This window comes from Halolamina pelagica, assembly GCF_001307315.1.
In the GTDB taxonomy this organism is placed as follows: domain Archaea; phylum Halobacteriota; class Halobacteria; order Halobacteriales; family Haloferacaceae; genus Halolamina; species Halolamina pelagica_B.
Genome location: NZ_LGUC01000001.1, coordinates 1,437,066 through 1,459,681, shown reverse-complemented (window position 1 = coordinate 1,459,681; position 22,616 = coordinate 1,437,066). Strand labels below are relative to the sequence as shown.

At 68.1% G+C, this 22,616-nt stretch carries 22 protein-coding genes and 4 pseudogenes; 21 read left to right on the top strand and 5 right to left on the bottom strand.

What is annotated here, in order from left to right:
* The first annotated feature begins 13 nt into the window (after positions 1-13).
* Positions 14-1,345, top strand: coding sequence for an isochorismate synthase (locus SY89_RS07675; protein ID WP_054583766.1), 1,332 nt, complete (start codon positions 14-16; stop codon positions 1,343-1,345).
* 12 nt (positions 1,346-1,357) lie between these two features.
* On the opposite strand, the gene SY89_RS07670 is transcribed toward SY89_RS07675, so the two are convergent.
* From SY89_RS07670 to SY89_RS07665, 3 genes are all read right to left on the bottom strand, one after another.
* Entirely contained in the window at positions 1,358-2,389 is a 1,032-nt protein-coding gene (locus SY89_RS07670; protein ID WP_239685648.1) for a M20/M25/M40 family metallo-hydrolase, read from the bottom strand.
* Complete coding sequence (locus tag SY89_RS18265) at positions 2,284-2,736, bottom strand: hypothetical protein (RefSeq protein ID WP_239685543.1); 453 nt, start codon at positions 2,734-2,736, stop codon at positions 2,284-2,286. Before SY89_RS18265 ends, SY89_RS07670 begins: the two co-directional genes overlap by 106 nt.
* Positions 2,737-2,822: 86 nt before the next feature.
* Entirely contained in the window at positions 2,823-3,041 is a 219-nt protein-coding gene (locus SY89_RS07665) for a hypothetical protein (RefSeq protein ID WP_054583764.1), read from the bottom strand.
* Between the two features lie 190 nt (positions 3,042-3,231).
* Between SY89_RS07665 and SY89_RS07660 the strand changes: the two genes are divergently transcribed.
* From SY89_RS07660 to SY89_RS17205, 13 genes and pseudogenes are all read left to right on the top strand, one after another.
* Positions 3,232-4,008 (top strand): DICT sensory domain-containing protein, encoded by a 777-nt coding sequence (locus SY89_RS07660; RefSeq protein WP_054583763.1) that lies wholly within the window; start codon positions 3,232-3,234, stop codon positions 4,006-4,008.
* A gap of 414 nt (positions 4,009-4,422) precedes the next feature.
* Entirely contained in the window at positions 4,423-5,271 is an 849-nt protein-coding gene (locus SY89_RS07655; protein WP_054583762.1) for a hypothetical protein, read from the top strand.
* Positions 5,272-5,322: 51 nt separating this feature from the next.
* The gene (locus SY89_RS07650; RefSeq protein ID WP_054583761.1) at positions 5,323-6,174 is read left to right on the top strand and encodes a universal stress protein; all 852 of its coding nucleotides are present in this window, start codon (positions 5,323-5,325) and stop codon (positions 6,172-6,174) included.
* Positions 6,175-6,285: 111 nt separating this feature from the next.
* Positions 6,286-8,043, top strand: a complete 1,758-nt coding sequence (locus tag SY89_RS07645; RefSeq protein ID WP_054583760.1) for a flippase activity-associated protein Agl23 — start codon at positions 6,286-6,288, stop codon at positions 8,041-8,043.
* Positions 8,044-8,112: 69 nt separating this feature from the next.
* Positions 8,113-9,264, top strand: coding sequence for a 5-(carboxyamino)imidazole ribonucleotide synthase (locus SY89_RS07640; protein ID WP_054583759.1), 1,152 nt, complete (start codon positions 8,113-8,115; stop codon positions 9,262-9,264).
* A gap of 11 nt (positions 9,265-9,275) precedes the next feature.
* Positions 9,276-9,889, top strand: a pseudogene (gene purE / locus SY89_RS07635) (5-(carboxyamino)imidazole ribonucleotide mutase).
* 104 nt (positions 9,890-9,993) lie between these two features.
* Entirely contained in the window at positions 9,994-10,407 is a 414-nt protein-coding gene (locus SY89_RS07630; RefSeq protein WP_054583757.1) for an NADH-quinone oxidoreductase subunit A, read from the top strand.
* Complete coding sequence (locus tag SY89_RS07625; protein ID WP_054583756.1) at positions 10,404-11,105, top strand: NADH-quinone oxidoreductase subunit B; 702 nt, start codon at positions 10,404-10,406, stop codon at positions 11,103-11,105. Before SY89_RS07630 ends, SY89_RS07625 begins: the two co-directional genes overlap by 4 nt.
* The gene (locus SY89_RS07620) at positions 11,102-12,763 is read left to right on the top strand and encodes an NADH-quinone oxidoreductase subunit D (protein WP_054583755.1); all 1,662 of its coding nucleotides are present in this window, start codon (positions 11,102-11,104) and stop codon (positions 12,761-12,763) included. Before SY89_RS07625 ends, SY89_RS07620 begins: the two co-directional genes overlap by 4 nt.
* Entirely contained in the window at positions 12,760-13,827 is a 1,068-nt protein-coding gene (locus SY89_RS07615; RefSeq protein ID WP_054583754.1) for a complex I subunit 1/NuoH family protein, read from the top strand. The genes SY89_RS07620 and SY89_RS07615 overlap by 4 nt, the downstream gene beginning before the upstream one ends.
* Positions 13,824-14,284: pseudogene (locus SY89_RS07610) on the top strand (NuoI/complex I 23 kDa subunit family protein). The gene SY89_RS07615 and the pseudogene SY89_RS07610 overlap by 4 nt, the downstream one beginning before the upstream one ends.
* 4 nt (positions 14,285-14,288) lie before the next feature.
* A complete protein-coding gene (locus SY89_RS07605; RefSeq protein ID WP_054583753.1) occupies positions 14,289-14,555 on the top strand; it encodes an NADH-quinone oxidoreductase subunit J in 267 nt (88 codons plus the stop codon).
* Positions 14,556-14,720, top strand: a complete 165-nt coding sequence (locus tag SY89_RS17205; RefSeq protein ID WP_189319132.1) for a hypothetical protein — start codon at positions 14,556-14,558, stop codon at positions 14,718-14,720.
* On the opposite strand, the gene SY89_RS17200 is transcribed toward SY89_RS17205, so the two are convergent.
* Complete coding sequence (locus SY89_RS17200; protein ID WP_189319131.1) at positions 14,710-14,868, bottom strand: hypothetical protein; 159 nt, start codon at positions 14,866-14,868, stop codon at positions 14,710-14,712. The genes SY89_RS17205 and SY89_RS17200 overlap by 11 nt on opposite strands.
* A gap of 59 nt (positions 14,869-14,927) precedes the next feature.
* Here SY89_RS17200 and nuoK point away from each other — a divergent pair, with 59 nt between their 5' ends.
* The 4 genes and pseudogenes from nuoK (at position 14,928) to SY89_RS07580 (ending at position 20,329) form a co-directional block, all read left to right on the top strand.
* Positions 14,928-15,230, top strand: a complete 303-nt coding sequence (gene nuoK, locus SY89_RS07595) for an NADH-quinone oxidoreductase subunit NuoK (RefSeq protein ID WP_049981727.1) — start codon at positions 14,928-14,930, stop codon at positions 15,228-15,230.
* Position 15,231: 1 nt separating this feature from the next.
* Positions 15,232-17,315, top strand: a pseudogene (gene nuoL / locus SY89_RS07590) (NADH-quinone oxidoreductase subunit L).
* A 1-nt stretch (position 17,316) separates the two neighbouring features.
* Positions 17,317-18,846: a complex I subunit 4 family protein gene (locus tag SY89_RS07585; protein WP_054583752.1), complete on the top strand. Its 1,530-nt coding sequence runs from the start codon at positions 17,317-17,319 to the stop codon at positions 18,844-18,846.
* Positions 18,846-20,329: pseudogene (locus SY89_RS07580) on the top strand (NADH-quinone oxidoreductase subunit N). Before SY89_RS07585 ends, SY89_RS07580 begins: the two are co-directional and overlap by 1 nt.
* Positions 20,330-20,347: 18 nt before the next feature.
* On the opposite strand, the gene SY89_RS07575 reads toward SY89_RS07580, so the two are convergent.
* Positions 20,348-20,713: a DUF7522 family protein gene (locus SY89_RS07575; protein ID WP_054583751.1), complete on the bottom strand. Its 366-nt coding sequence runs from the start codon at positions 20,711-20,713 to the stop codon at positions 20,348-20,350.
* Positions 20,714-20,797: 84 nt separating this feature from the next.
* On the opposite strand from SY89_RS07575, the gene SY89_RS18260 reads away from it, so the two are divergent.
* From SY89_RS18260 to SY89_RS07565, 3 genes are all read left to right on the top strand, one after another.
* Positions 20,798-21,007 (top strand): YbaK/EbsC family protein, encoded by a 210-nt coding sequence (locus SY89_RS18260; protein WP_239685542.1) that lies wholly within the window; start codon positions 20,798-20,800, stop codon positions 21,005-21,007.
* Complete coding sequence (locus tag SY89_RS18255) at positions 20,974-21,276, top strand: YbaK/EbsC family protein (RefSeq protein WP_239685541.1); 303 nt, start codon at positions 20,974-20,976, stop codon at positions 21,274-21,276. The genes SY89_RS18260 and SY89_RS18255 overlap by 34 nt, the downstream gene beginning before the upstream one ends.
* A gap of 118 nt (positions 21,277-21,394) precedes the next feature.
* Entirely contained in the window at positions 21,395-22,507 is a 1,113-nt protein-coding gene (locus tag SY89_RS07565; RefSeq protein ID WP_239685540.1) for an ABC transporter substrate-binding protein, read from the top strand.
* The last annotated feature ends 109 nt before the right edge of the window (positions 22,508-22,616 follow it).

The following is a 22,616-nucleotide window of genomic DNA, read 5'->3' as shown; positions in this document are numbered from 1 at the left end:
AAAGGAGGAGTAGATGGAGTCATCGCGGCAGGCCGGTATCGATCCGGCAGAGACGACGCTCGTCGCCCGGAGCCGGGAGGTTCCGGACGTGTCGTTCCGCGCCTTTCTCGTCGGTCGAGGCGCGCCACGCGTCCGCTGGGCCGCCCCGGACGGGCTGGAAGTGGTCGGTGCGGGCGAGGCGATCCGACTCACGAGCGACGGCGCCGAGCGGTTCCAAACGGTCAGAGACGCTGCCGAAACGGCGTTCGCGGGCGCGACCATGCCCGACGGGGCGGCCAGACCCCGCTTCTTCGGCGGCGCGGCGTTCCACGACGACCACGAGCCCGAGCCCCCGTGGGAGGGGTTCCCGCCGGCAGCGTTCGTGCTCCCCCGGATTCAGTTGGTCCGCACCGACGAGGCGACCCACCTCACGGTCACCCGTGTCGACGGCGACACGGACGCGCTCGAGGCGGAACTGGAGACGATCGCGGACGAGATCGGTCAGCTGCCGGCGATGCGCCCGGTCGGCGGGCAGCCGGGCGTCGTCGCCAGCCGCCGCACGACGACTGAGGCGGCGTGGGCCGCCGGGATCGAGTCCGCAGTCGAGCGCATCGAGGCCGGCGACCTGCGGAAGGTCGTACTCGCCGTCGCGCTCGCGGTCACGCTCGAAGAAGCGGTCGATATCTCCGACGCGCTCGAACGACTGCGGCGCTCCTACCCCGACTGTTTCCGGTTCCTGATCCAGCCGACCGACGAGGCCGGCTTCTTCGGCGTCCCGCCCGAGCGACTGGTCCACCTCGACGGCGACCACGCCCGAACCGACGCGCTCGCCGGCACAGTCGCCCGCGGCGACACGCCCGAAGAGGACGCCGCGCTCGCGGACTCGCTGCTCGAAAGCGAGAAGCTCCAGCACGAGCAGGCGTTGGTGGCGGAGACGATCGAGGAACGCCTCGCGCCGATGGGCGAGGTGACCGTCGCCGAGCAGGGCGTCCGGAAGCTGGCGACCGTCCAGCATCTCCACACCCCCATCGAGGCCGACCTCGACGGCGACCCCCACGTGCTCGATCTCGTCGACGCGCTGCACCCGACCCCGGCCGTGGGCGGCCTGCCGCCCGAGACCGCCGAACGAGTCATCCGCGAGACCGAGACGTTCGAGCGTGGCTGGTACGCCGCGCCGGTCGGATGGTTCGACGCCGACGGCGACGGCGAGTTCGCGGTCGGCATTCGCTCAGCCGTGGCTGGCGGACGCCGTGCGACGCTGTTCGCGGGCAACGGGATCGTCGCCGACAGCGATCCGGCGGACGAGTGGGAGGAGGTCAGCCTGAAGTTCGAGCCGATCCTGGCGGCGTTGGAACGCGAGGAGTGAACGGCCGACCGGTCAGACCGTCGAGACCGCGTCGAGCAAGCGCGCGCTGGTCCGGATGCCCGTTCTGAAGTGCTCGACGGCGAACCGCTCGTCGGGCGAGTGCTGATTGTTGTCGTTCTGGCCGTACGGAATACTCGCGTGCGGGAGCCCGAGGTAGTCGGTGAACAGCGCGTACGGCGCCGAGCCGCCGGTCGACGGCTTCACGACCGGCTCTTCGCCCCAGCCGTCCGTGACGGCGTCGACGATCGGGTCGAAGTACGGCGTGTCGATCGGCGTCCGCATCGGATCCATGCTGGCGTGGTAGGTGACGGTCGTCTCCAGTCGGTCGTCGGCGTGGGCCTCGACGTGGCGTTCGAACAGTTCAAAGATCCGGTCTGGGTCCTGATCCACCACGAGGCGCATGTCGATCGTCGCCGCGGCGTCGCTGGGGACGATCGTTTTGAACCCGTCCTCGCCGTGCCCGCTGGCGAGGCCGTTGACGTTGAGCGAGGGGTAGTACAGCGTCTGCTCGAGGAACGTCTCGCCGGGGCCGTCCTGGAACCCGCCGACGTCGAGGTCGGCTTGGAGTTCGTCGGGGTCGGGCTCGAACTCGTCGAGCAGGTCGCGGTCCGGCGCCGGGACGCCCTCGACGGCGTCGTAGAACCCGTCGATGGCGATCCGCCCGTGCTCGTCCCGCATCGTCCCGAGCAGGCGGATCAGCTCCCACGCGGGACTGGGGACCGCGCCGCCGTAGTGGCCGGAATGGAGGTCGCCTTTGGGGCCGTCGACGTCGAGGCCGACCACGAGGATGCCGCGGTTACCGAAGCTCACGCTCGGGCGGCCGGAGCCGTCGATGGGGCCGTCCGAGTTGATCGACACGTCGGCCGCGAGATGGTCCTCGCGCGCCTCGACGGCGTCGAGCAGGTTCGGGCTGCCGCTCTCCTCCTCGCCGTCGAGGATCAGGGTGACGTTGCACGGCAGCCCCGTGGTGTCACGAAGCGTCCGGACGGCACAGGGGTAGGTGAAGTGCTGGCCCTTGTTGTCGACGGTACCGCGACCGTACAGGAGCTCCGCGCCGTCCTCGACGCGAACCTCCGGCTCGAACGGGGGCTGGTCCACTGCTCGCGATCGACTGGCTGTACGTCGTAGTGGCCGTACACTAGCGCCGTCGGCGCGTCGTTGTCGGGGTCGTTGTCGACGTAGGCGTGAGCCAGCACGGACGGGTGACCCGCGGTCTCGACGATCTCGGCCTCGTCGAAGCCGTACTCCAGGCAGAGTTGGCGCTCGTGGCGGGCGCACTCGCGAACCCCCTCGCCGGTCGCGCTGATCGACGGCTGCGCGACCAGTTCGATCAGGTCGTCCAGGTACGCGTCGAACCGGTCCTCGATCGTCTCGTCGACTGTCGGGTCCATAGGCCTTCGGAGGGCTGGAGTGAGGTAAAGGGTCGCAAGGGGTCGCTTGTTGCCGAGACTCAGCGGTCGACGGCCGCGGTTTCGCCTCAGGCCGCGGCTGGCAGCTCTTCCGACCAGTGCCGCCGAAGTGCGGTCACCACGGCGCCGACGAGGACGGCCTGAACGTAGAGGAACACGTAGATCTCGACCCAGATCCCCGCGCCCGTACGGATGAGGAACTCGTTGTAGAGGAACGTGTCGAGGAGGAGTGCCGCAGCGATCCCCGGTGCCCCGACGAGTAGTGCCTCCTGGGGATGACGCCCCACTCTGCGAGGGCGACAGCGGCGCCGACCACTGCGAACACGCCGAGCGTGACGCGGCTGATCAGAACCGACACGATCGGTCCCGTTTGGAGGGCCATGCGACAGTTGTTAGGTCGGCGTCAACTAAGCTGTTGTTCCCCAGGGGTGTGAGGCCGAAGGGAATATGTGCCCCACAATAGAAACACCGCCATACATGTCGCTCAGGCGGTTCGTCGACGAGCACGACGGGGCCGAACGGGGGCTGGTGCTCGCAAACCGGAGCCAGCCCGAACAGCTCCGGACGATGCTCGCGGGCGTGTTTTCCGAGCAGCCGGTCGCCGTCGACGAAGCCGAGGTCGAGGGGGTGGCCGAAGACACGGTGTTGCTGCTGGACGAGTCCGGCGAGGTGCTCGCCGAATCGTCGCTCGACGCGGTGTCGTCGTCGCTGCTGTTCACCAACTCCGACGCGTTCGTCACTGGCTCCACGGGCCTCGAGGAGACGAGCCTCCCGGCCGTGATCAAGGGGCTGGAAGGCGTGAAGTTTCGGCTCCGAGGGTATCCCCAGTCTCACAAGGAGAAACTGCTCCTGATTGCCGTCTCCCGGCAGATCGAGCGCACCGCGTGGCAGCGGGACACCGGTACGCATCGCGCCTCCTTCCAGCGGCTCTCGCGGATCGTCGACGAGCAGGGGACCCATCGCGTTTACCAGACACTCGGCAAGAGTGACGTTGACACGCACGTCTACGGCGTGGACGACGCGGGCACCGATTGGGCGACGGAGCTGGGCGTCACCGTCCACGCCGGCGAGACGGAGGACTACCGGGACTCGTGGTTCGTGATCCACCGGCCGCCCAACCCGGCGGCTCCGGACACCCCCAACCCCTACGCGCTGCTCGCGGTGGAAGACGAGATGGGCGTTTGGGACGGCTTTTTCACCACCGATCCCGGCGAGGCGCTGCCCGTCGACGACTACGTGCGGCGGGAGCTCTGAATCCGGGTCGGCGGGTTTATGAGCCAGTCGGCCGAAGGGGCGCGTATGTCCACGAAAGCAAAACTGCTGCTGGTGCTCGCGTTCGTCACGCTCGTCTACTTCCTCGTCGGCGGCGAAGCCGAGCCGGTGGAAGTGGAAGTCGAATCGGAGAGCTAAGCCACTCACGGCACACGCACTCCCGCGCGCTCCGTCGCGCGGTGAAGGCGACTACGCCGTGGGTGTGAAGCCACTCCGGCACACGCACTCCCGCGCCTCCGTCGCCCGGTACCAACGACTTTGCCGTGAGTGTGTAGCCACCAACGGCCTGCGCACTCCCGCGCGTTCCGTCGCGCGGTTCTTTTGTCGACTACCCACCCCAGCTGCGGCGCCGCCGGGAGCGAACGACTTACCCGCAGGGGCACACTCCCCTCGGCCATGTACGGCGTCGTCACGCGCAACGAGGAGGAGGTGGAGTGGCCGGCGTTCGACCGCGGGTTCTACGAGGTGAAAGACGTGACCGGCCGGGCCGCCGAACCGCTGCCGAACGCGGTGAACATGGTCTCCTGCTTCGGCGACAACGCCGCCGGCGAGTCGAGCCCGGAGCTGGTGCCCGTCGACGACGACGGGAACCGGGCGACCCGCGAGCAGCCCTACTTCGACTGGGCGTACGTCTGCCCGACCCACGAGGGGTACCGCGAGGGGCTGTTGGAGACGATCGCCGACGCCGCCGCGGCCAACGAGGACGTGCGCCTCGACGACGTGGGGTTCCCCCGCGCCGAGTACTGTCGGTGTGACCGCTGTGAACGTCTGTTCGCCGAGAGCGAGTACGACGACCGGTTCGACTGGCGGGCGAGCGTCATCACCGAGTTCGTGTCGGAAGCCAGCGACCGCATCCCCGGGAAAACGTATCTAACCCTCTATCCCGATCCGTATCCGGGCCACCTGTTCGAGCGCGCCGGTCTCGACCTCTCGGTGCTCTCGGCGTACGTCGACGAGTTCGTCGTGCCGCTGTACGACACCCACTACAGCACGACGTACTGGTTGGAGAGCATCGCCTCGGGGTTCCAGGACCTGCTGGGTTGGTCGCCCGAGACGCCCGAAGCGGGGACGCCGTTCTCCATCGAACTGTACGCAGTCGACGTGGACGTGGACAACCTCGTCCACGCGACAGAGGTCGCCGAGAGCTACGCCGACAAGGTGTTCTTCGGCTACGACGCCAGCAACGCCCAGGCCGCGATCCGGCGGAAGAAAGCCGACGATCGCGACGGCGTGAGCCACGGCTGAGCGCCGGGGACCGCAACAGGGCTTACCTACCTCCCGCCCCAATCGGGGCCCATGTACGACAGTATCCTCCTCCCGATCGACGAGGCCGCCGCCGAGAGCAGCCTGCTCTACCACGCCGCCGAACTGGCCACCTGGGACGACGCGACCGTCGAACTCCTGTTCGTCGCCGACACCGGCCGCGACAGCGTCACCGTCGCGGAGGGCGAGATCGTCGACGCGCTCGTTCACGAGGGAGAGGAGGTCGTCGACGAGGCGGCCAGCCTGTTGGACTCGCTGGGCGTCGAGTACACCACCAGCATCGAACAGGGATCGCCGGCGAAAACGATCGTCGACTACGCCGAGCGACAGGACCACGACCTGATCGCGATGCCGACCCACGGCCGCGAGGGGCTCTCTCGCTACCTGCTCGGCAGCGTCACGGGGAAGGTCGTGCGCCTGGCGCCGATGCCGGTGCTGACCGCGCCGATCGAGGAGGAGGGGTTCGAGTTCCCCTACGGAGGGATCCTCCTCCCCACCGACGGCAGCGAGACCGCGCTCCGGGCCGCCCGACACGGCCTTGACTTCGCGGCCGAGCTCGGCGCCGACGCCCACGTGATCACGGTTCGCGAGGACTCGGTGCTCGCGAGCGCCGGCGACGCCGTCGGCGAGGGTGAAGGCGCCGCCCAGGAAGCCATCGACGAGATCACGGCGGCCGCCGAGAGCCGGGGCGTCGACGTGACTCCCCACATCGAGACCGGCGAGACGGACGAGGAGATCCTCGCCTGCGTGGACCGGGAGGGGTTGGACGCGGTCGTCATCGGGTCGACGGGGCGGAGCGGCCTCGACCGCGTGCTGCTGGGCAGCATCGCCGAGAAGGTGGTTCGCTCGGCGGACGTGCCGGTGGTCACGGTCGGCGGCGACTGAGCGGCCGGCCGGCACCGAAACCCACAGAGCTTCAAACCTCGACTCGGAACGCCTGCGCATGTCACCGGCGGCACGCGGGGAACCCAGCCTGAGCGGGCGGGTCGCCGGGCGCTGCGCGCGCTCGCCGGGCTTTCGGTCCTCTCGCTACTGCTCCGGGTGGTCGGCCTCGGTGGCCGGGTGTTCCACTGGGACGAGGGACGCGTGGGCTACTGGATCCTGCGCTACCACGAGACGGGGCAGTTCCACTACCGGCCAATCATCCACGGGCCGTTCATCCAACACGTCGACGCACTGCTGTTCCACGTCGTCCCCGCGACGGACTTCTGGGCACGGGCGCCCGTCGCGGTCGTCACCGCGGCGCTTCCCCTCTCGGCGTGGCTGTTCCGTCGCCACCTGGACGATCGCGAGACGGTCGCGCTCGGCCTGCTGCTGACGGGCCAGCCGCTGCTGCTCTATTACTCGCGGTTCATGCGCTCCGACATGCTCGTGGGCGCGTTCGCGTTCGGCGCGTTCGCGCTACTCGTGCGGGCGTACGACACCCGACAGTTCAGGTTCGCCGTCGCCGCCAGCGGCGCGCTCGCGCTGGCGTTCGCGAGCAAGGAGAACGCGGTGCTCTACGTCGCCTGCTTCGGCGGCGCCGCGGCCGTGTGTTACGACCACCGACTCGTTCGCGCGGCAGTCGACGGCGACGGGGTGAGCCGGCGGATCCGGCGTGATCTCGCAGCCCTCAGGGGCTGGATCGACGGCCGCGCAGGTCGGCTCCCGACAGCGGTTTGGGCCACCTCCGGGCTCGCGACACTGCTCGGAACGTTTCTCGCTGTCACCGTCGTCATGTACGCCCCGCGTCCCGAGATCTGGGGCGCCCTCTCCTCGTTCGGGAGCCTGCAGGCCGTCCTCGACGCCGCGCTGATCGACACTGGGACCGAACTGATCGACACGTGGCTCGACCGCGACGGCGGCGGTCGCTCCTACCTCGCCTTCTTCCACGACACGCTGGAGACGCTGGCGTTCGGCGCGCCGGTCGTGGTCGGGTTGGCAGCGGTCGGCGCTCTCACGGAGGGCTACGGCGTCGGTGGGGACGCCCGCCGCCGCACACTGGTCGCTTTCACGCTTTACTGGGCCGCGGCGAGCGTCGTCGGCTACCCCATCGCGACGGACATCCAGGCCCCGTGGGCCGTGACCCACGTCGTCCTCCCGTTGACAGTGCCGGCCGCCGTCGGCGCCGCCGCGCTCGTCGGCGTCGTCGAGCAGGAGTTTACGAGCGAGACCGAGTCGGTCGTCGACGCGCTCCGAGAAGCAGCGGCGAACGATCGCCGCGGATTGGAGTTGGCGGTGCCGGGGATGATCGCCGTCCTGTTGCTCTCCGCCGGGGCGGTGGGCGTCGTCGGCCTCAACGCGGATTACTGGAACAGCGCGAGTCAGGAGGACCGGCAGGTGCTCCAGTGGGCTCAGCCCGAAAACGATCTGGGGGACACGATGGCTGACGTGGGGGCGATCGCTGCCGCGAACGAGGGGACCGACGTGCTGTTTTACGGCACCCAGGTCGGGGGTGGGACGCAGTTCTACGTCGCGAACGAGTCCAGCCTCGACCAGCCGCCGCCGGGCGGGCCATCGTGGCACTCGCGGCTCCCGCTGCCGTGGTACCTGGAAGGCGCTGGTGCGAACGTGACCTCCAGCGCGCCGGACATCCCGGCCGCGGAGGCGCTCGCCGACGCGCCCCCGGTCGTGATCGCCCACGACGACGCCCGCCCGGAGATCGAGGGCGAACTCGACGGCTACGCGGTCCGGGAACACCGGTTCAAACTCTGGAGCGAGGAGATCGTCGTGTTCCTCGACCGGGACGCGCTGGCCCGCTCGGCCGCACAGTAACTGCACGAACGTGCGTATCTCGCGGTCGATGCAGCAATCCTTATGCACGTCCCTCCGGAAGCGTCGCGCATGAGCGTCACGCTGCCCGGACCCACGCTCGGCGTCGTCGGCGGCGGCCAGCTCGGCCGAATGATCGGTGAGGCTGCGTCGCCGCTGGGCGTCGACGTGGTCGTCCTCGATCCGACCCCCGACTGCCCGGCCGCACGAGTCGCCGACCAGATCGAGGGCGACCTCGACGACCCCGAATCAGTCAGCGAACTGGCCGAGCGCGCCGACGTACTCACGTTCGAGATCGAGACCGCCGACCCCGAACTACTGGCCGAGGTGCGCGCCGAGACCGGGACGCCGGTCCACCCCGATCCCGAGACGCTGCGGGCCACGGGCGACAAGCTCCTGGAGAAGGAGATGCTCGACGGGGCAGGCATTCCGGTTCCCGCGTTCGCCCCCGCGGACACGGCGACCGCGGCGGCGGACGCCGTCGATCGCTTCGGCGGCACGATGCTGAAAGCGCGCGAAGGCGGCTACGACGGCCGGGGGAACGAGCCCGTCACCGACGCCGACGCCGCGGGGGAGACGCTGGCGGCCGTCGGCGGCGACGCCGTCGCCGAGGAACTGCTCGACTTCGACCGCGAACTCGCCGCCATCGGCGTCCGCGGCGCGGACGGCGAGACCCGCGTGTTCCCGGTGACGGAGACGATCCACCGCGAGGAGATCCTGCGCGGCACCGTGTCGCCGCCGCGCGTCGACGACGCGACCCGGGAGCGCGCCCGCGAGGTCGTCGCCGACGTGCTCGCCGAACTCGACGGCCGCGGGGTGTTCGGCGTCGAACTGTTCGACGTGGACGGGGAGATCCTCGTCAACGAAATCGCCCCGCGGCCCCACAACTCCGGCCACTGGACGATCGAGGGCGCGGCGACCTCGCAGTTCGAGCAGCACGTCAGAGCCGTGCTGGGCTGGCCGCTCGGCCCGGTCGAGCGCGTCGCCCCGACGGCGTCGGCAAACATCCTCGGCGACGTGGGCGCGCCCGAACCGGCGACGCTGTCCGGCGTCGACAGCGTGCTCGCCGAGCCCGACGCCAGCCTCCACTGGTACGGGAAGCGGGAGGCCCGGCCGCTCCGGAAGATGGGCCACCTCACCGTCACCGACCCCGGCGCCGCGGACGCTGCATCGGCGCTCGAAACGGCCGAATCGCTGCGCGACTCGCTGACCTTCACGAAGTAACGACTCCCACCATGCCCGCAGTCACCGACCTGATCGACCGACTCGAATCGGACGCCGCCGCCGACCGGCCGGCCGAAGCAACCCCCGACGTGGGGATCATCATGGGCTCGGACTCCGACCTCGACACGATGCAGGGCGCCTTCGACGCGCTCGACGCGCTGGGGTTCGCCGAGCAGACCGACCACGCCCACCCGCCCGAGGGACAGTTCAGCTACGAGTCCTACGTCGTCTCGGCCCACCGGACGCCCGACCTCATGTACGCCTACGCCGAGACCGCCGCCGATCGCGGGCTGGACGTGATCGTCGCCGGCGCCGGCGGGAAGTCCGCCGACCTGCCGAACATGACCGCCTCGATCGCGTTCCCGCTGCCGGTCATCGGCGTCCCCGTCCAGGAGAAGTCCGTCGACTCCGTCATCGGGATGCCCACGGGCGCCCCGATCACGGCCGTCGACGCCGGCAAGTCCTACAACGCCGCGCTCTCGGCGGCCCAGATTCTGGCCCGAGAGCACCCAACAGTCCGGGATCGGCTCGAAGAGCTCCACGCCGACCGCCGCGAGGGCGTCGGCGACGTGTCGTCATCGTTACACGACCTCGGGTGAAGGGGTTCCGCGAGCGGAAGGGGTAATATGCGGTCCGTACGTGGTACTGATCCGCACGCTCGCCCGCGTGGGGAAATGAACGCTTAAGAGCCGTGGGGTCGAACCTCGGAAACGTTACGGAGAACCCGACATGAATCCATGGATAGCTATCGGCGCGCTGGCGGTGGTCAGCGTCGGCATCCCCGTCGCCATGATGGTGGTGTCGTCGCTACTGCGTCCCAGCGTGCCCGAACAGGGGAAAAGCGCCGTCTACGAGAGCGGCGAGATCCCGACGGGGACGACGCGCATCCGGTTCAACATCCAGTACTACATGGTTGCGCTGCTGTTCGTCGTCTTCGACATCGAGACCGTCCTGATCTTTCCGTGGACGGTCATCTACCGACCGGCCCTCGAAGGGGGTGCCTCCATGATGGAGGTGCTCGCGCCGATGCTCGTGTTCATCGGGGTGCTGGTCGTCGGACTCGTCTGGGCGTGGCGACAGGGCGCCGTGCAGTGGGTGTCCAGTCCGCGTGCGCTCGAAGAGAAGACGGAGGCAAACCAATGAGTAGCGAACGAGAACTCTTCCGAACCGACGACTCACAAGTACTGACTGAGACCCGCGACGCCCGTATGAGCGGGCAGGGCGACCGGTTCAACTCCAAACTTCGCGAGGCGTTCGGCTCCTCGCCGTTCATCCTCACGAAGTTCGACAAGTTCATGAACTGGGTCCGGGGCTCGTCGATGTTCATGCTGCAGTTCGGTATCGCCTGCTGCAGCATCGAGATGATGCACACGTACGCGGTCAAGCACGACCTCGACCGCTTCCACGCCGGCGTGCCGCGGGCCTCGCCCCGACAGGCCGACGTGATGATCGTCCCGGGGACGATCGTCTCGAAGTTCGCCCCGCGGATGAAGCGCGTGTACGACCAGATGCCCGAGCCGAAGTTCGTCGTCGGCATGGGCTCCTGTACGATCTCCGGCGGCCCGTTCCAGGAGGGGTACAACGTCATCAAGGGCGCCGAGGAGGTCATCCCGGTCGACATCCACGTCCCGGGCTGTCCGCCCCGCCCCGAGGCGCTGGTCTACGGCGTCGCGAAGCTCCAGGAGCGGATCGCCAACGGCGAGGCCGCCCCGGTGACGGTCAAGCCCTACGAGCTCGAACAGTTCGGCGACCTCGAACGCGACGAGATCGTCGACGAACTCGCGTCCGAGATCGACGAAGAGGACCTCGTGATGCGCTACAACTGGGCTGATTCGCCATGAGCCTGCAGGAAGAGTCGGAGACGCCGGAGATCGAGTCCGGCGAGACCGAACTGGAGGCGCTGCTCGACGACCTGATCGTCGACACCGACGATCACGAGAACGCGCCGGCGTTCGTGATCCGGCCCGACACGGTCCAGGAGACCCTCGGCCGCCTCAAGAACGAGGCCGGCTACGACCACCTCTCGCTGGTCACCGCCGAGGAGTACCCGGACCGCTACGAGTCGATCTACCACCTCAAGAAGTTCGACGATCCGACCGACGAGGTCAGCATCGTCGTCCCGACCGACTCGGAGAACCCGGTCAGCGAGTCGGCCGAACCCGTGTTCCGGACCGCCGACTGGCACGAGCGGGAGGCGTACGACCTCGTCGGCATCGAGTACGACGACCACCCGGACCTGCGCCGGATCCTCCTGCCCGAGACGTGGCAGGGCCACCCGATGGGGCTGGACTACGACCAGGACCGGCCGCAGATGGTCCCGCTGCGCGAGAACGCGAACCCGCTGCAGGACGACCACCGGTCCGACGCCGACTCGGACACGATGTTCGTCAACATCGGGCCGCACCACCCGGCGACCCACGGCGTGCTCCACCTCGAGACGACGCTCGACGGGGAGCAGGTCGTCGACGTGGAACCGGACATCGGCTACCTCCACCGCAACGAGGAGCAGATGGCCCAGAACGGCACCTACCGCCACCAGATCATGCCCTACCCCGACCGCTGGGACTACATCTCGGCGGGGCTGCTCAACGAGTGGGCCTACGCCCGCGCGGCGGAGGACCTCGCGGACATCGAGGTGCCCGAGTACGCCCAGATCATCCGCACCATGGGTGCGGAGCTCTGCCGGATCGCCGCGCACATGCTCGCCGTCGGGACGTTCGCGCTCGACATCTACGGCGACTTCACCGCGATCTTCATGTACGCGATCCGGGACCGTGAGAAGGCCCAGAACATCCTCGAGGACCTCACCGGCCAGCGGCTGATGTTCAACTACTTCCGGCTCGGCGGGGTCGTCTGGGACCTGCCCGAACCCCGCGAGGAGTTCTTCGAGAAGGTTCGGACGTTCGTGAACGAGATCCCGGACGCCCTGGAGGAGTACCACGACCTCATCACGAGCAACGAGATCCTCCAGATGCGGACGGTGGGCACGGGGATCCTGCCCGAGGAGGTCGCGAAGAACTACGGCGCCACCGGCCCGGTCGCCCGTGGCTCCGGCATCGACTACGACATCCGCCGGGACGACCCCTACGGCTACTACGACGAGCTCGACTGGGAGGTGCCCGTCGAGGACGGCTGTGACAACTTCAGCCGCCTGCTCGTGCGCATGCGCGAGGTCGAGGAGTCCGCGAAGATCATCGAGCAGTGTGTCGACCTGCTCGAGGACTGGCCCGAGGACGAGCGCAACATCCAGGCCAACGTGCCGCGGACGCTGCGTCCCGACGACGACAAGGAGATCTACCGCACCGTCGAGGGCGCGAAGGGTGAACTCGGCGTGTACATCCGCGCCGACGGCACCGAGAAGCCCGCCCGGTTCAAGATCCGGAGTCCGTGCTTCTCCAACCTCCAGACGCTGCCGGAGATGAGCAACGGGGAGTACATCCCCGACATGATCGCCGCGCTGGGTAGCCTGGACATCGTGCTCGGGGAGGTGGACCGGTGATCCTTCAGACGGAGAGCCCGCTGCCCGACGTGCTCGCGGACCTGCTCGGGCTGAGCGGGTTCGGCGTCGCCGGCGAGTTCGTCGCCGCGCTGATCGCGGCGTTCATCGTCGGCAACGTGATGCTCGCGATGACCGGCGTCGCCGGCCCGTGGGCGAAACGAAAGATCACCGCGAAGTTCACTGACCGCATCGCCGCCGACCGGATCGGTCCCGCCGGTATCGGGACGATCCCGGCCGACGCGCTCCGACTGCTGTCGAAGGAGCTGATCGTCCCCGAGGGCGCCGATCGCCCGGCGTGGGACATCGCGCCGCTGATCGTCGCCGGCTCGGCGATGCTCGGCTTCGCGGTCATCCCGATGGGGAGCGGCATCCAGCTTGCCGATCCCGAAGTAGGGCTTGCCTACGTGTTCGCCGTCGCCTCCATCGCCAGCCTCGGTATGGTGATGGCGGGCTACGCGTCGAACAACAAGTACTCGATGCTGGGTGCGCTGCGTGCGGTCGCCCAGAACCTCGCCTACGAGATCCCGCTCGTCGTGACGGGGGTCTCGGTGGTGCTGTTCACGGGCTCGCTCCGGATGAGCGAGATCGTCGCCGCCCAGCAGGAGACGCTGATCAGCGTGGGCGGCATCGCGATCCCCTCGTGGTTCGCGATCGTCAACCCGTTCGCGTTCGTCCTCTTCCTCACCGCGAACATCGCGGAAGTGGGGCGTAACCCGTTCGACATCCCGGAGGCGCCGACGGAGATCGTCGCCGGGTTCCAGACGGAGTACTCGTCGGTGTACTTCGTACTGCTGTACCTGGGCGAGTTCCTCCACATCTTCCTCGGCGGCGCCATCACCGCGGTGCTGTTCCTCGGCGGCGCGGCCGGCCCCGGGCCGGAGAGCATCGGCTTCCTCTGGTTCGTGGTCAAGATCTGGGCGTTCTTCCTGCTCACGCAGTGGCTGCGCTCGGCGGCACCGCGCCTGCGTATCGACCAGCTGATCGAAGTCGGCTGGAAGGGGATGCTCGAACTCTCCTTCCTCAACCTGGTGCTCACGGCCGTAATCGTGGGGGTGGTAGCATGATCGGAATTCTGAAAGGAATGGCGACGACGATGAAGCACGCACTGGACGGCAACACCTTCACCGTGGAGTACCCGGAGGTCGCGCCCGAAGTGAGCCCGCGGTTCCGCGGGGTCCACAAGTTCAGCCAGGAGCGCTGTATCTGGTGTCGGCAGTGTGAGAACGTCTGTCCGAACGACACCATCCAGATCGTGATGGACGATCAGCGCAACGGCGAGGAGTACAACCTCCACGTCGGCCAGTGTATCTACTGCCGACTGTGTGAGGAGGTCTGCCCCGTCGACGCCATCATCCTGACCCAGAACTTCGAGTTCACGGCGGACACGAAAGACGAGTTCGCCTACAACAAGGAACAGCTGAAGAACGTCCCGTGGTACAAGGGGAGCGACCCCCTCGAAGCCCGGAACCCCGACCGAGCCGCGTGGGTCGGCGAGGGGCGGGCGAGGTCGACTACCAGTAACACAATGGTCACAGAGACAATCACGTTCGCGCTGTTCGCCGCCGTGACGGTGGCCTGTGCCCTCGGGGTCGTCCTCGTGAAGGACCCCTGGCACAGCGCCCTCCTGCTCGGCGGCGCGCTGACGAGCCTGGCAGTGCACTACGTGATGCTGCAGGCCACGTTCCCGGCGACGATGCAGATCCTCGTCTACATCGGGGGCGTGCTCGTGCTCATCACGTTCGCCGTCATGCTCACGCGAACCGAGAAGCCGAAATCGGAGGTGTACAGCTAGATGGTCAGTCGACCAGAGCTCAAAGAGGACACGAACTACGTCAACGGACTGGCGGCGTCGATCCTGTTCGTCGTGCTCGCCGCGGTGTTCCTCACCGCGAGCTTCGGCGAGTCGGCCGGCTTCCCGAGGACGCGTCGCTCGTCGCGGGGATCGGCTACGCGCTGATCGACCTGCAGTCGATGGCGGCCGTCTCCGTCGAAGGGTTCCTCGCGTCGTTCGAGATCATCGGCCTCGTGCTGGTGGTCGCGACGGTCGCCGCCGTGACGCTGGCGCGCCGACAGGGTGACAGCCCGGGGCTGTCGACGGCGCTCACCGACGGGGGCGCGAGGAGCCACGCTCCTCGGCATCCGACGAGACGGAGGTGGAGAACTGATGGTCCCCGTCGAGTACTACCTCGTGCTGTCGGCGGCCGTGTTCTCCATCGGCCTCTACGGCCTGTTGACTCGCGAGAACGCGCTGCTGTTCCTGATGTCGGTCGAGCTGATGCTCAACGCCGCGAACATCAACTTCGTGGCGTTCAGTCTCCAGTGGGGCAACCTCACCGGACAGGTGATGAGCCTGTTCGTGATGGGGCTCGCAGCCGCTGAAGTCGCTGTCGGCATCGGCATCATCCTCGTACTGTACCGCAACTTCAAGGACGTCGACGTGACTGTCCCGCAGTCGATGAGGTGGTAAGATGGTAGGAGCATTCGACTACGCACCGGCGATCGTACTGCTACCGTTCCTCTCGTTCTGTCTCGCGGTCGGGGTCGCCCTCTCCGGGCGGGACCTGCTGCCCAAGGGCGGCGCACTCCCGGGGATCGCGGCCACTGCCGGCTCGCTGCTGCTCTCCGCATGGGTGTTCCTCACCGTCAGCGGTGGCGAGACGTACAACGAGACGATCTACACGTGGGCTGCGGGGGCGGAAGCCACCGGGAGCCTGAGCGAACCGCTCGAACTGACGTTCGGGCTGCTGCTCGACCCGCTGTCGGCGATGATGCTGCTCATCGTCTCGCTGGTCGCGCTGCTCGTCCACGTGTTCTCACTTGGCTACATGAACGACGAGGGCGAGACGGGCCTCCCCGGTACTACGCCGGGCTCGGCCTGTTCACCGCCTCCATGCTGGGGTTCGTCGTCGCCGACAACCTCCTGATGGCGTTCATGTTCTTCGAACTGGTCGGGCTCTGCTCGTACCTGCTGATCGGCTTCTGGTTCCGCCAGGCCGGCCCGCCCAGCGCGGCGAAGAAAGCGTTCCTGGTCACCCGCTTCGGTGACTACTTCTTCCTGATCGGCGTCGTCGCCGTCTTCGCGACGTTCGGGACGGCGAAGTTCGCGGGCGATCACTCGTTCCCGCATCTGGCCGAGCAGGCGATCCAGGGCGAGGCGACGGTGAACACGTTCCTCGGCCTCGAGCCGGCGGCGTGGTTCACCGTCGTCGGCCTGCTGGTGCTGGGTGGCGTGATCGGCAAGTCCGCCCAGTTCCCGCTGCACACGTGGCTGCCCGACGCGATGGAGGGTCCGACCCCCGTCTCGGCGCTGATCCACGCGGCGACGATGGTGGCGGCCGGCGTCTACCTCGTCGCGCGGATGTACGGGTTCTACGCGGTCTCGCCGACGGCGATGGCGGTCATCGCCCTCGTCGGCGCGTTCACCGCCCTGTTCGCGGCGACGATGGGGCTGGTCAAAAAGGAGATTAAGCAGGTGCTCGCGTACTCCACCATCTCCCAGTACGGCTACATCATGCTGGGGCTCGGTGCCGGCGGCTACGTCGCCGGAACGTTCCACCTGCTCACGCACGCGTTCTTCAAGGCGCTGCTGTTCCTCGGCGCCGGGTCGGTCATCATCGCGATGCACCACAACGAGGACATGTGGGACATGGGCGGCCTGAAAGACCGGATGCCCGTGACCTACTACACGTTCCTCGCGGGCTCGCTCGCGCTCGCGGGCATCGTCCCCTTCGCCGGCTTCTGGTCCAAGGACGAGGTGCTGTACGAGGCGCTCGTCCACGGGCTCGGCACGACGAGCGGGCTCGGCACCGCGCTGCTGGTGGCCTACGGGATGGGCCTGATCGCGGTGCTGTTCACCGGCTTCTACACGTTCCGCATGGTGATGCTCACCTTCCACGGTGAGCCCCGGACCGAGACGGCTCGGGAGGCGACGGAGCCCGGCTGGAACGTGAAGCTCCCGCTGGTGGTCCTGGGGATCCTGGCGACGACCGTCGGGTTCGTCAACATGGTCCCGGTCAAGGACCTGACGGGCATGCACATCGACTTCCTGCATCAGTGGCTCTACGGACCGAGCGAGGGCGGCTGGCCCGCGGCGCTCGGCACCGGCGGCGAGCACTACCACCACCTGCTGTTCGCCGACTACGGCGCCGGCATGGCGGCGGCGGAGCTGCCGTCGTACCTCGTGGGACTGCTCTCGCTGGCGCTTGCACTGTTCGGCGCCGGCGCGGCGTACGCGCTCTACGGCGGCGCCGACCCCGACCCCCACACCGACAAGCTGGGGAGTATCAAGGACGTGCTGTACAACAACTACTACCAGGACGAGTATCAGGTCTGGCTCGCGGAGGGCGTCGTGCTCCCGCTGTCGAAGGCCGCCGACGTGTTCGATCAGGCGGTCGTCGACGGCGTGGTCAACGGCGTCTCCAGCGTGAGCCTGTTCGGCGGCTCCCGGATCAAGCGGATCCAGGACGGGCTCGTAACCCACTACGCCGCGATGCTCACGATCGGGCTGACCGTGCTACTCGTCGGCTTTGCGATCTACGGAGGGTGGTTCTGAGATGATCATCGAGACGCTTATCGGCTTCACGTTCGTCGCCGCGCTGCTCACGCTCCTCGTGCCTGACGAGGTCGCGAACCGCGTCGGCGCGGCGCTGAGCCTCGTCCCCCTGGTGGGGACGCTCTGGATGTGGACACAGTTCGACGGGAGCGGCAACGCCCTCACGGGCGGGACGCTATCCTTCGAGACGCAGTTCGATCTGCTGACGCTGTCGGGCTATCAGGTGCAGTGGTTCACCGGCGTCGACGGCATCAGCCTGCCGCTGGTGGTGCTGACGGCGTTCCTCACCACGCTCGCGATCGTGAGCGCGTGGACGCCGATCGACGACCGCCAGTCGCAGTTCTACGGGCTGATGCTGTTGATGGAGGCGAACCTCCTGGGGATGTTCACCGCGCTTGACTTCTTCGTCTGGTTCGTCTTCTGGGAGGCGACGCTGGTGCCGATGTACTTCCTGATCGGCGTCTGGGGCGGCCCGCGCCGGAAGTACGCGGCGATCAAGTTCTTCGTCTACACGAACGTGGCGAGCCTCCTGATGTTCGTGGGCTTCGTCGCGCTCACCTTCGGCGGCCTCGGCGACAGCATCGACACGCTGGCGCTGCCGGAGGTCGCGATGGCGCTCAACGCTGGCGGTAACGTGAGCTCGTTCATGGGGCTCGCTCCGGGGACGCTGAAGCTGGTCGCGTTCCTCGCGATGTTCGTCGGGTTCGCGGTGAAGGTCCCGGTGGCACCGCTGCACACGTGGCTGCCGGACGCCCACGTCGAGGCGCCCACGCCGGCGTCGGTGATGCTGGCGGGGGTGCTGCTGAAGATGGGGACGTACGCGATGCTGCGGTTCAACTTCACCATGCTGCCCGACATCGCGTCGGATCTGGCGGTCCTGATCGCCGCCCTCGGCGCGTTCTCGGTGATCTACGGCGCGATCCTCGCGCTGGCACAGGAGGACCTCAAGCGCATCGTCGCGTACTCCTCCGTGTCGTCGATGGGGTACGTGCTGCTGGGCCTGATCGCCTACACCGAGTTCGGCGTCGCGGGCGCGACGTTCCAGATGATCGCCCACGGTCTGATCTCCGGGCTGATGTTCATGGCCGTCGGCGTCATCTACAACACGACCCACACGCGGATGGTGGGCGACATGTCCGGGCTGGCCGACCGGATGCCCGTGACGGTGGGCATCTTCGTCGCCGGCGCGTTCGGCTACATGGGGCTGCCCCTGATGGCCGGCTTCGCCGGGGAGTACTTCATCTTCGTCGGCTCGTTCCACTCGACAGTGATCCCGAGCGCGCCGCTGTTCACCGCGGCGGCGATGTTCGGCATCGTCATCGTGGCGGGCTACCTGCTGCTCGCGATGCAGCGGACCCTGTTCGGGCCGTTCGAGCTCGACGCCGACTACGAGGTCGGCGCCGCCCCGTTCCACGACGTGGCGCCGCTCGCGGTACTGCTGCTGGCAGTGATCGCGCTCGGCGTCGCCCCTGACCTGTTCTTCGACATGATCCTGAACGCGATCGCCCCGCTGGTCGGAGGTGGTGCCTGATGGTGACGGCACCGCCGCTCACCCCGACCTTCCTGCTGGGGCTCACGGCGCTTGCGGTGTTGACCTACGACAGCGTCTGGCCCGACTCGACCGACGGGAGCGTCCTCACGGGCATCTCCGTGATCGGGTCGCTGGCGTCGCTGGGCGCCGCGGGCTGGTTCCTCACCGCCGGCACCGGACTGGCGACTGACGGCGTCTCGCTGTACGCGGACGCGGTCGTCGTCGACGGCATGTCGCTGTTCTTCACCGCGCTGTTCGCCGCGGTGACGATCCTGGTGTCGCTAGCGTCGTTCGACTACTTCGCCGGCAAGAACAACCAGGGCGAACTGTTCGGCCTGATGCTGCTGGCGGCGACGGGGATGTCGCTGATGGCGAGTGCGAACTCGCTGGCGACCGCCTTCGTCGCGCTGGAGCTGGTCAGCCTGCCCTCGTACGCGCTGGTGGCGTTCCTCAAGAACGATCGCGGGAGCAGCGAGGCCGGTCTGAAGTACTTCCTGATCGGCGCGCTCTCCTCGGCGATCTTCGTCTTCGGCGTCTCGCTGATCTACGGCGCCACGGGCTCGCTGCTGCTGCCCGACGTGGCGGCGGCGTTCGAGTCCGGGCTCGGTGACCGCGTCGGCATCGCCGGCGTCGGCGTGCTGATGGTCGCCGGCGGGGTCGCGTTCAAGGCCGCCGCCGTGCCGTTCCACTTCTGGGCGCCGGAGGCGTACGAGGGGGCGCCCGCGCCCGTCTCGGCGTTCCTCTCCTCGGCGTCGAAGGCGGCCGGCTTCGCGCTCGCGTTCCGCGTGTTCGTCGTCGGGTTCCCGCTCGGGCCCGCGGCCAACGCCGGGATCGACTGGGCGCTGCTGTTCCAGGTGCTCGCGGTGGCGACGATGGTGCTCGGTAACTTCGCCGCCGCCACCCAGGAGAACGTCAAGCGGATGCTGGCGTACTCCTCGATCGGGCACGCCGGCTACGTGCTGATCGGCCTCGCCGCGCTCTCGGCGGGGCGAGCACCAACGGCGACGTGATGGGCGCCGCGATGGCGCACCTGTTCGTCTACGGCTTCATGAACACGGGCGCGTTCCTGTTCGTGGCGCTGGCGGAGAACTGGGGCGTCGGCCGCCGGTTCGAGGACTACAACGGACTGGGCGCCGAGAAGCCGTTCGCCGCGGTGGCGATGACGGCGTTCCTGTTCTCGCTGGCGGGCGTCCCGCCGCTGGGCGGCTTCTTCTCGAAGCTGTTCCTGTTCGCGGGCGCCGTCGAGGCCGGCCTCTGGTGGCTGGTCGTGATCGCCGTGATCAACAGTTCGCTCTCGCTGTTCTACTACTCCCGCGTCGTGCGGGCGCTGTGGTTCGAGGAGGGCGAACACGATCTCGGATCGGCGCCGACCGCGCTGTACGCCGCGCTGGCGATCGCGCTGATCGGCACCGTGCTGCTGCTCCCCGGCTTCGGGCCGGTGATCGAGACGGCGCAGGAAGCCGCGACGGCGCTGTTCGCCTGACCGGCGACACGCTTCCTTTTACTCGCGGAGAACGCCACGCACCGCCGCTGAGAGCTCCGTATCGCGATCCATCTTGATCCCGTCTGTCGTGGCGACGACGTCGGTGTCACCGACACGGATCCTGGTGACGTAGCCGTTCTCGAACGTGCAGACAGTACGGCCGCCGTCCGCCAACACGGGCGACTGGCAGGAGGCTCCCTCGACCATGGCCTCGTGAACTGGGCCGTCGGCCCCCGGATCGAGGTCGCTGCGGCGGTAGAGCGTGCCGCTGTGGTCCGGGCCGTCCACGCTGACACTCCGCAGTCGGTCGCCGACGACGCCCCGGCAGGCGTGTTCGAGCGCGCTCAGCCGTCGGTCGGTCGTGTTGTCCGCCGGTCGAACCATGTTGATGGTTAACAATACACACGATAATGAATCTATCGACGGGCTCCCCGCCAGACAGATACCCCCGGGGTGCCAGCTACGGGTGTGCACGCACGCGTCGCCGAGTTCGTCGATCTCGCGGAGGAGCGCTACGGGCTGGCGATCGAGCCGGTCGAGTTTCCCGAAGAGGGGACGCCGACGGCCGCCGACGCCGCCGACGCAGTCGACTGCCGCATCGATCAGGTCGTGAACAGTTTGGTGTTCGACGTGGGGGCGAGCCGGTGCTCTGTCTCACCGCCGGCAGCAACCGCGTGAGCGAGAGCGCCCTCGCCGCGTGGGCCGAGGTCGAGGCCGACGCCGTCTCGATGGCCGATCCGGAGCAGGTGCGCGAGGCGACCGGCTGGGCTATCGGCGGCGTCCCGCCGATCTGTCACGAGACCGACCTGGAGACGCTGTTCGATCCGGCGCTGTCCTCCCGCGAGACGGTCTGGGCAGCCGCCGGGACGCCAACGTCGATGTGGGAGATCGATCCCGAGCGACTCCGGACGATCGCCGCGGCCGAAGCCGTCGACGTGACCGAGTGACGGACGGTGGAAAACGTTCACACGAGCAAGTCTTTTGGTGGGCCTAAACTTCGAAGGACTTAAGCTCGTTTAGGCTCCCCAAAATCATGTGACACACGATCGACGACGCTTCCTTGGGTTGACTGGTGCAGCGCTGGCCGGCGGGCTGGCGGGTTGTGCCGGCGGCGACGGGACGCCGACGGAGAGCGCGACGGCGACCGACGGCGGGACGGCGGCGCCGACCGACACGAGCTACACGGTCTCCATGGCCCCGGCCGGCGACGTGACTCTGGATACGGTGCCGGAGTCGGTCGCCCACTACTTCCCCGACTACGGCGACATGGCGGTCGCGCTGGGTCACGGCGACAGCATCAACAGCATGGGGCTGCCCTCGCGCTACCACACGGGCCACTACGACGAGCTCGACGGCGTGAGCGTCGACAAGGAATCGATGACCGCGCTGGTCGGCGACGCGGGCATCAGCAAGGAGGTGTTCTACGAGCTGGAAAGCGACCTCCACATGATCGACCCGCAGTGGCTGATCCACAACGGCGCGTTCAAGCTGGCCGAGGAGGACATCACCGAGATCAGCGAGGGCGTCGCCCCGTTCTTCGGCAACGCGATCTTCCGGCGAACCGACAAGTGGCACGACTACCGCTACTACACGCTGTACGAGGCCTTCGAGAAGGTCGCGACGGTGTACGGAGAGACCGAGACGTTCGAGTCGCTGCAGTCGTTCCACGACGAGTACATCGCCGAGGTACAGACGAACCTTCCCTCCGCGGACAGCCGACCCAACGCGCTGCTCTGTTTCGGGGCGAGCAACGAGCCCGAGGAGTTCTACCCCTACCGGCTCACCGACAAAGGGTCGAACAAAAAGGCGTTCCGCGACCTCGGCATCGGCGACGCCCTGTCGGACACGGGTATCGAGGGGCTCTCCGAGTCCGAGCGGGGCACCATCGACTACGAGACGATGCTCGAGGTCGACCCCGACTCGATCCTCCTGCGCGGCCACGAGGGCAAGAGCCGCGAGGAGTTCGAGAACACCGTGCTGGAGTTCATGAAGAACGACGACGTGGCGAGCGAGCTCACCGCCGTCCAGAACGACATGGTGTTCCGCGGCGGCCCGATCTACCCGGGCCCGCTGCACCACCTGTTCCTGGTCGAGCGCTTCGCGACGGGCTACTTCCCGGAGAGCTTCTCCGGGGAGCTGTTCGACCGCGACGAGCTGGCGTCGATCATCACCGAGTAGCGCGGGCGAACACGCCCTGCGCCGGCAGCGTCGCCCAGTGGCGTCGACAACCCGGGCGCGTATCGTCGGCTGCCGTGGCTTTCCACAGGATGTCACCGGCTCACGGCCC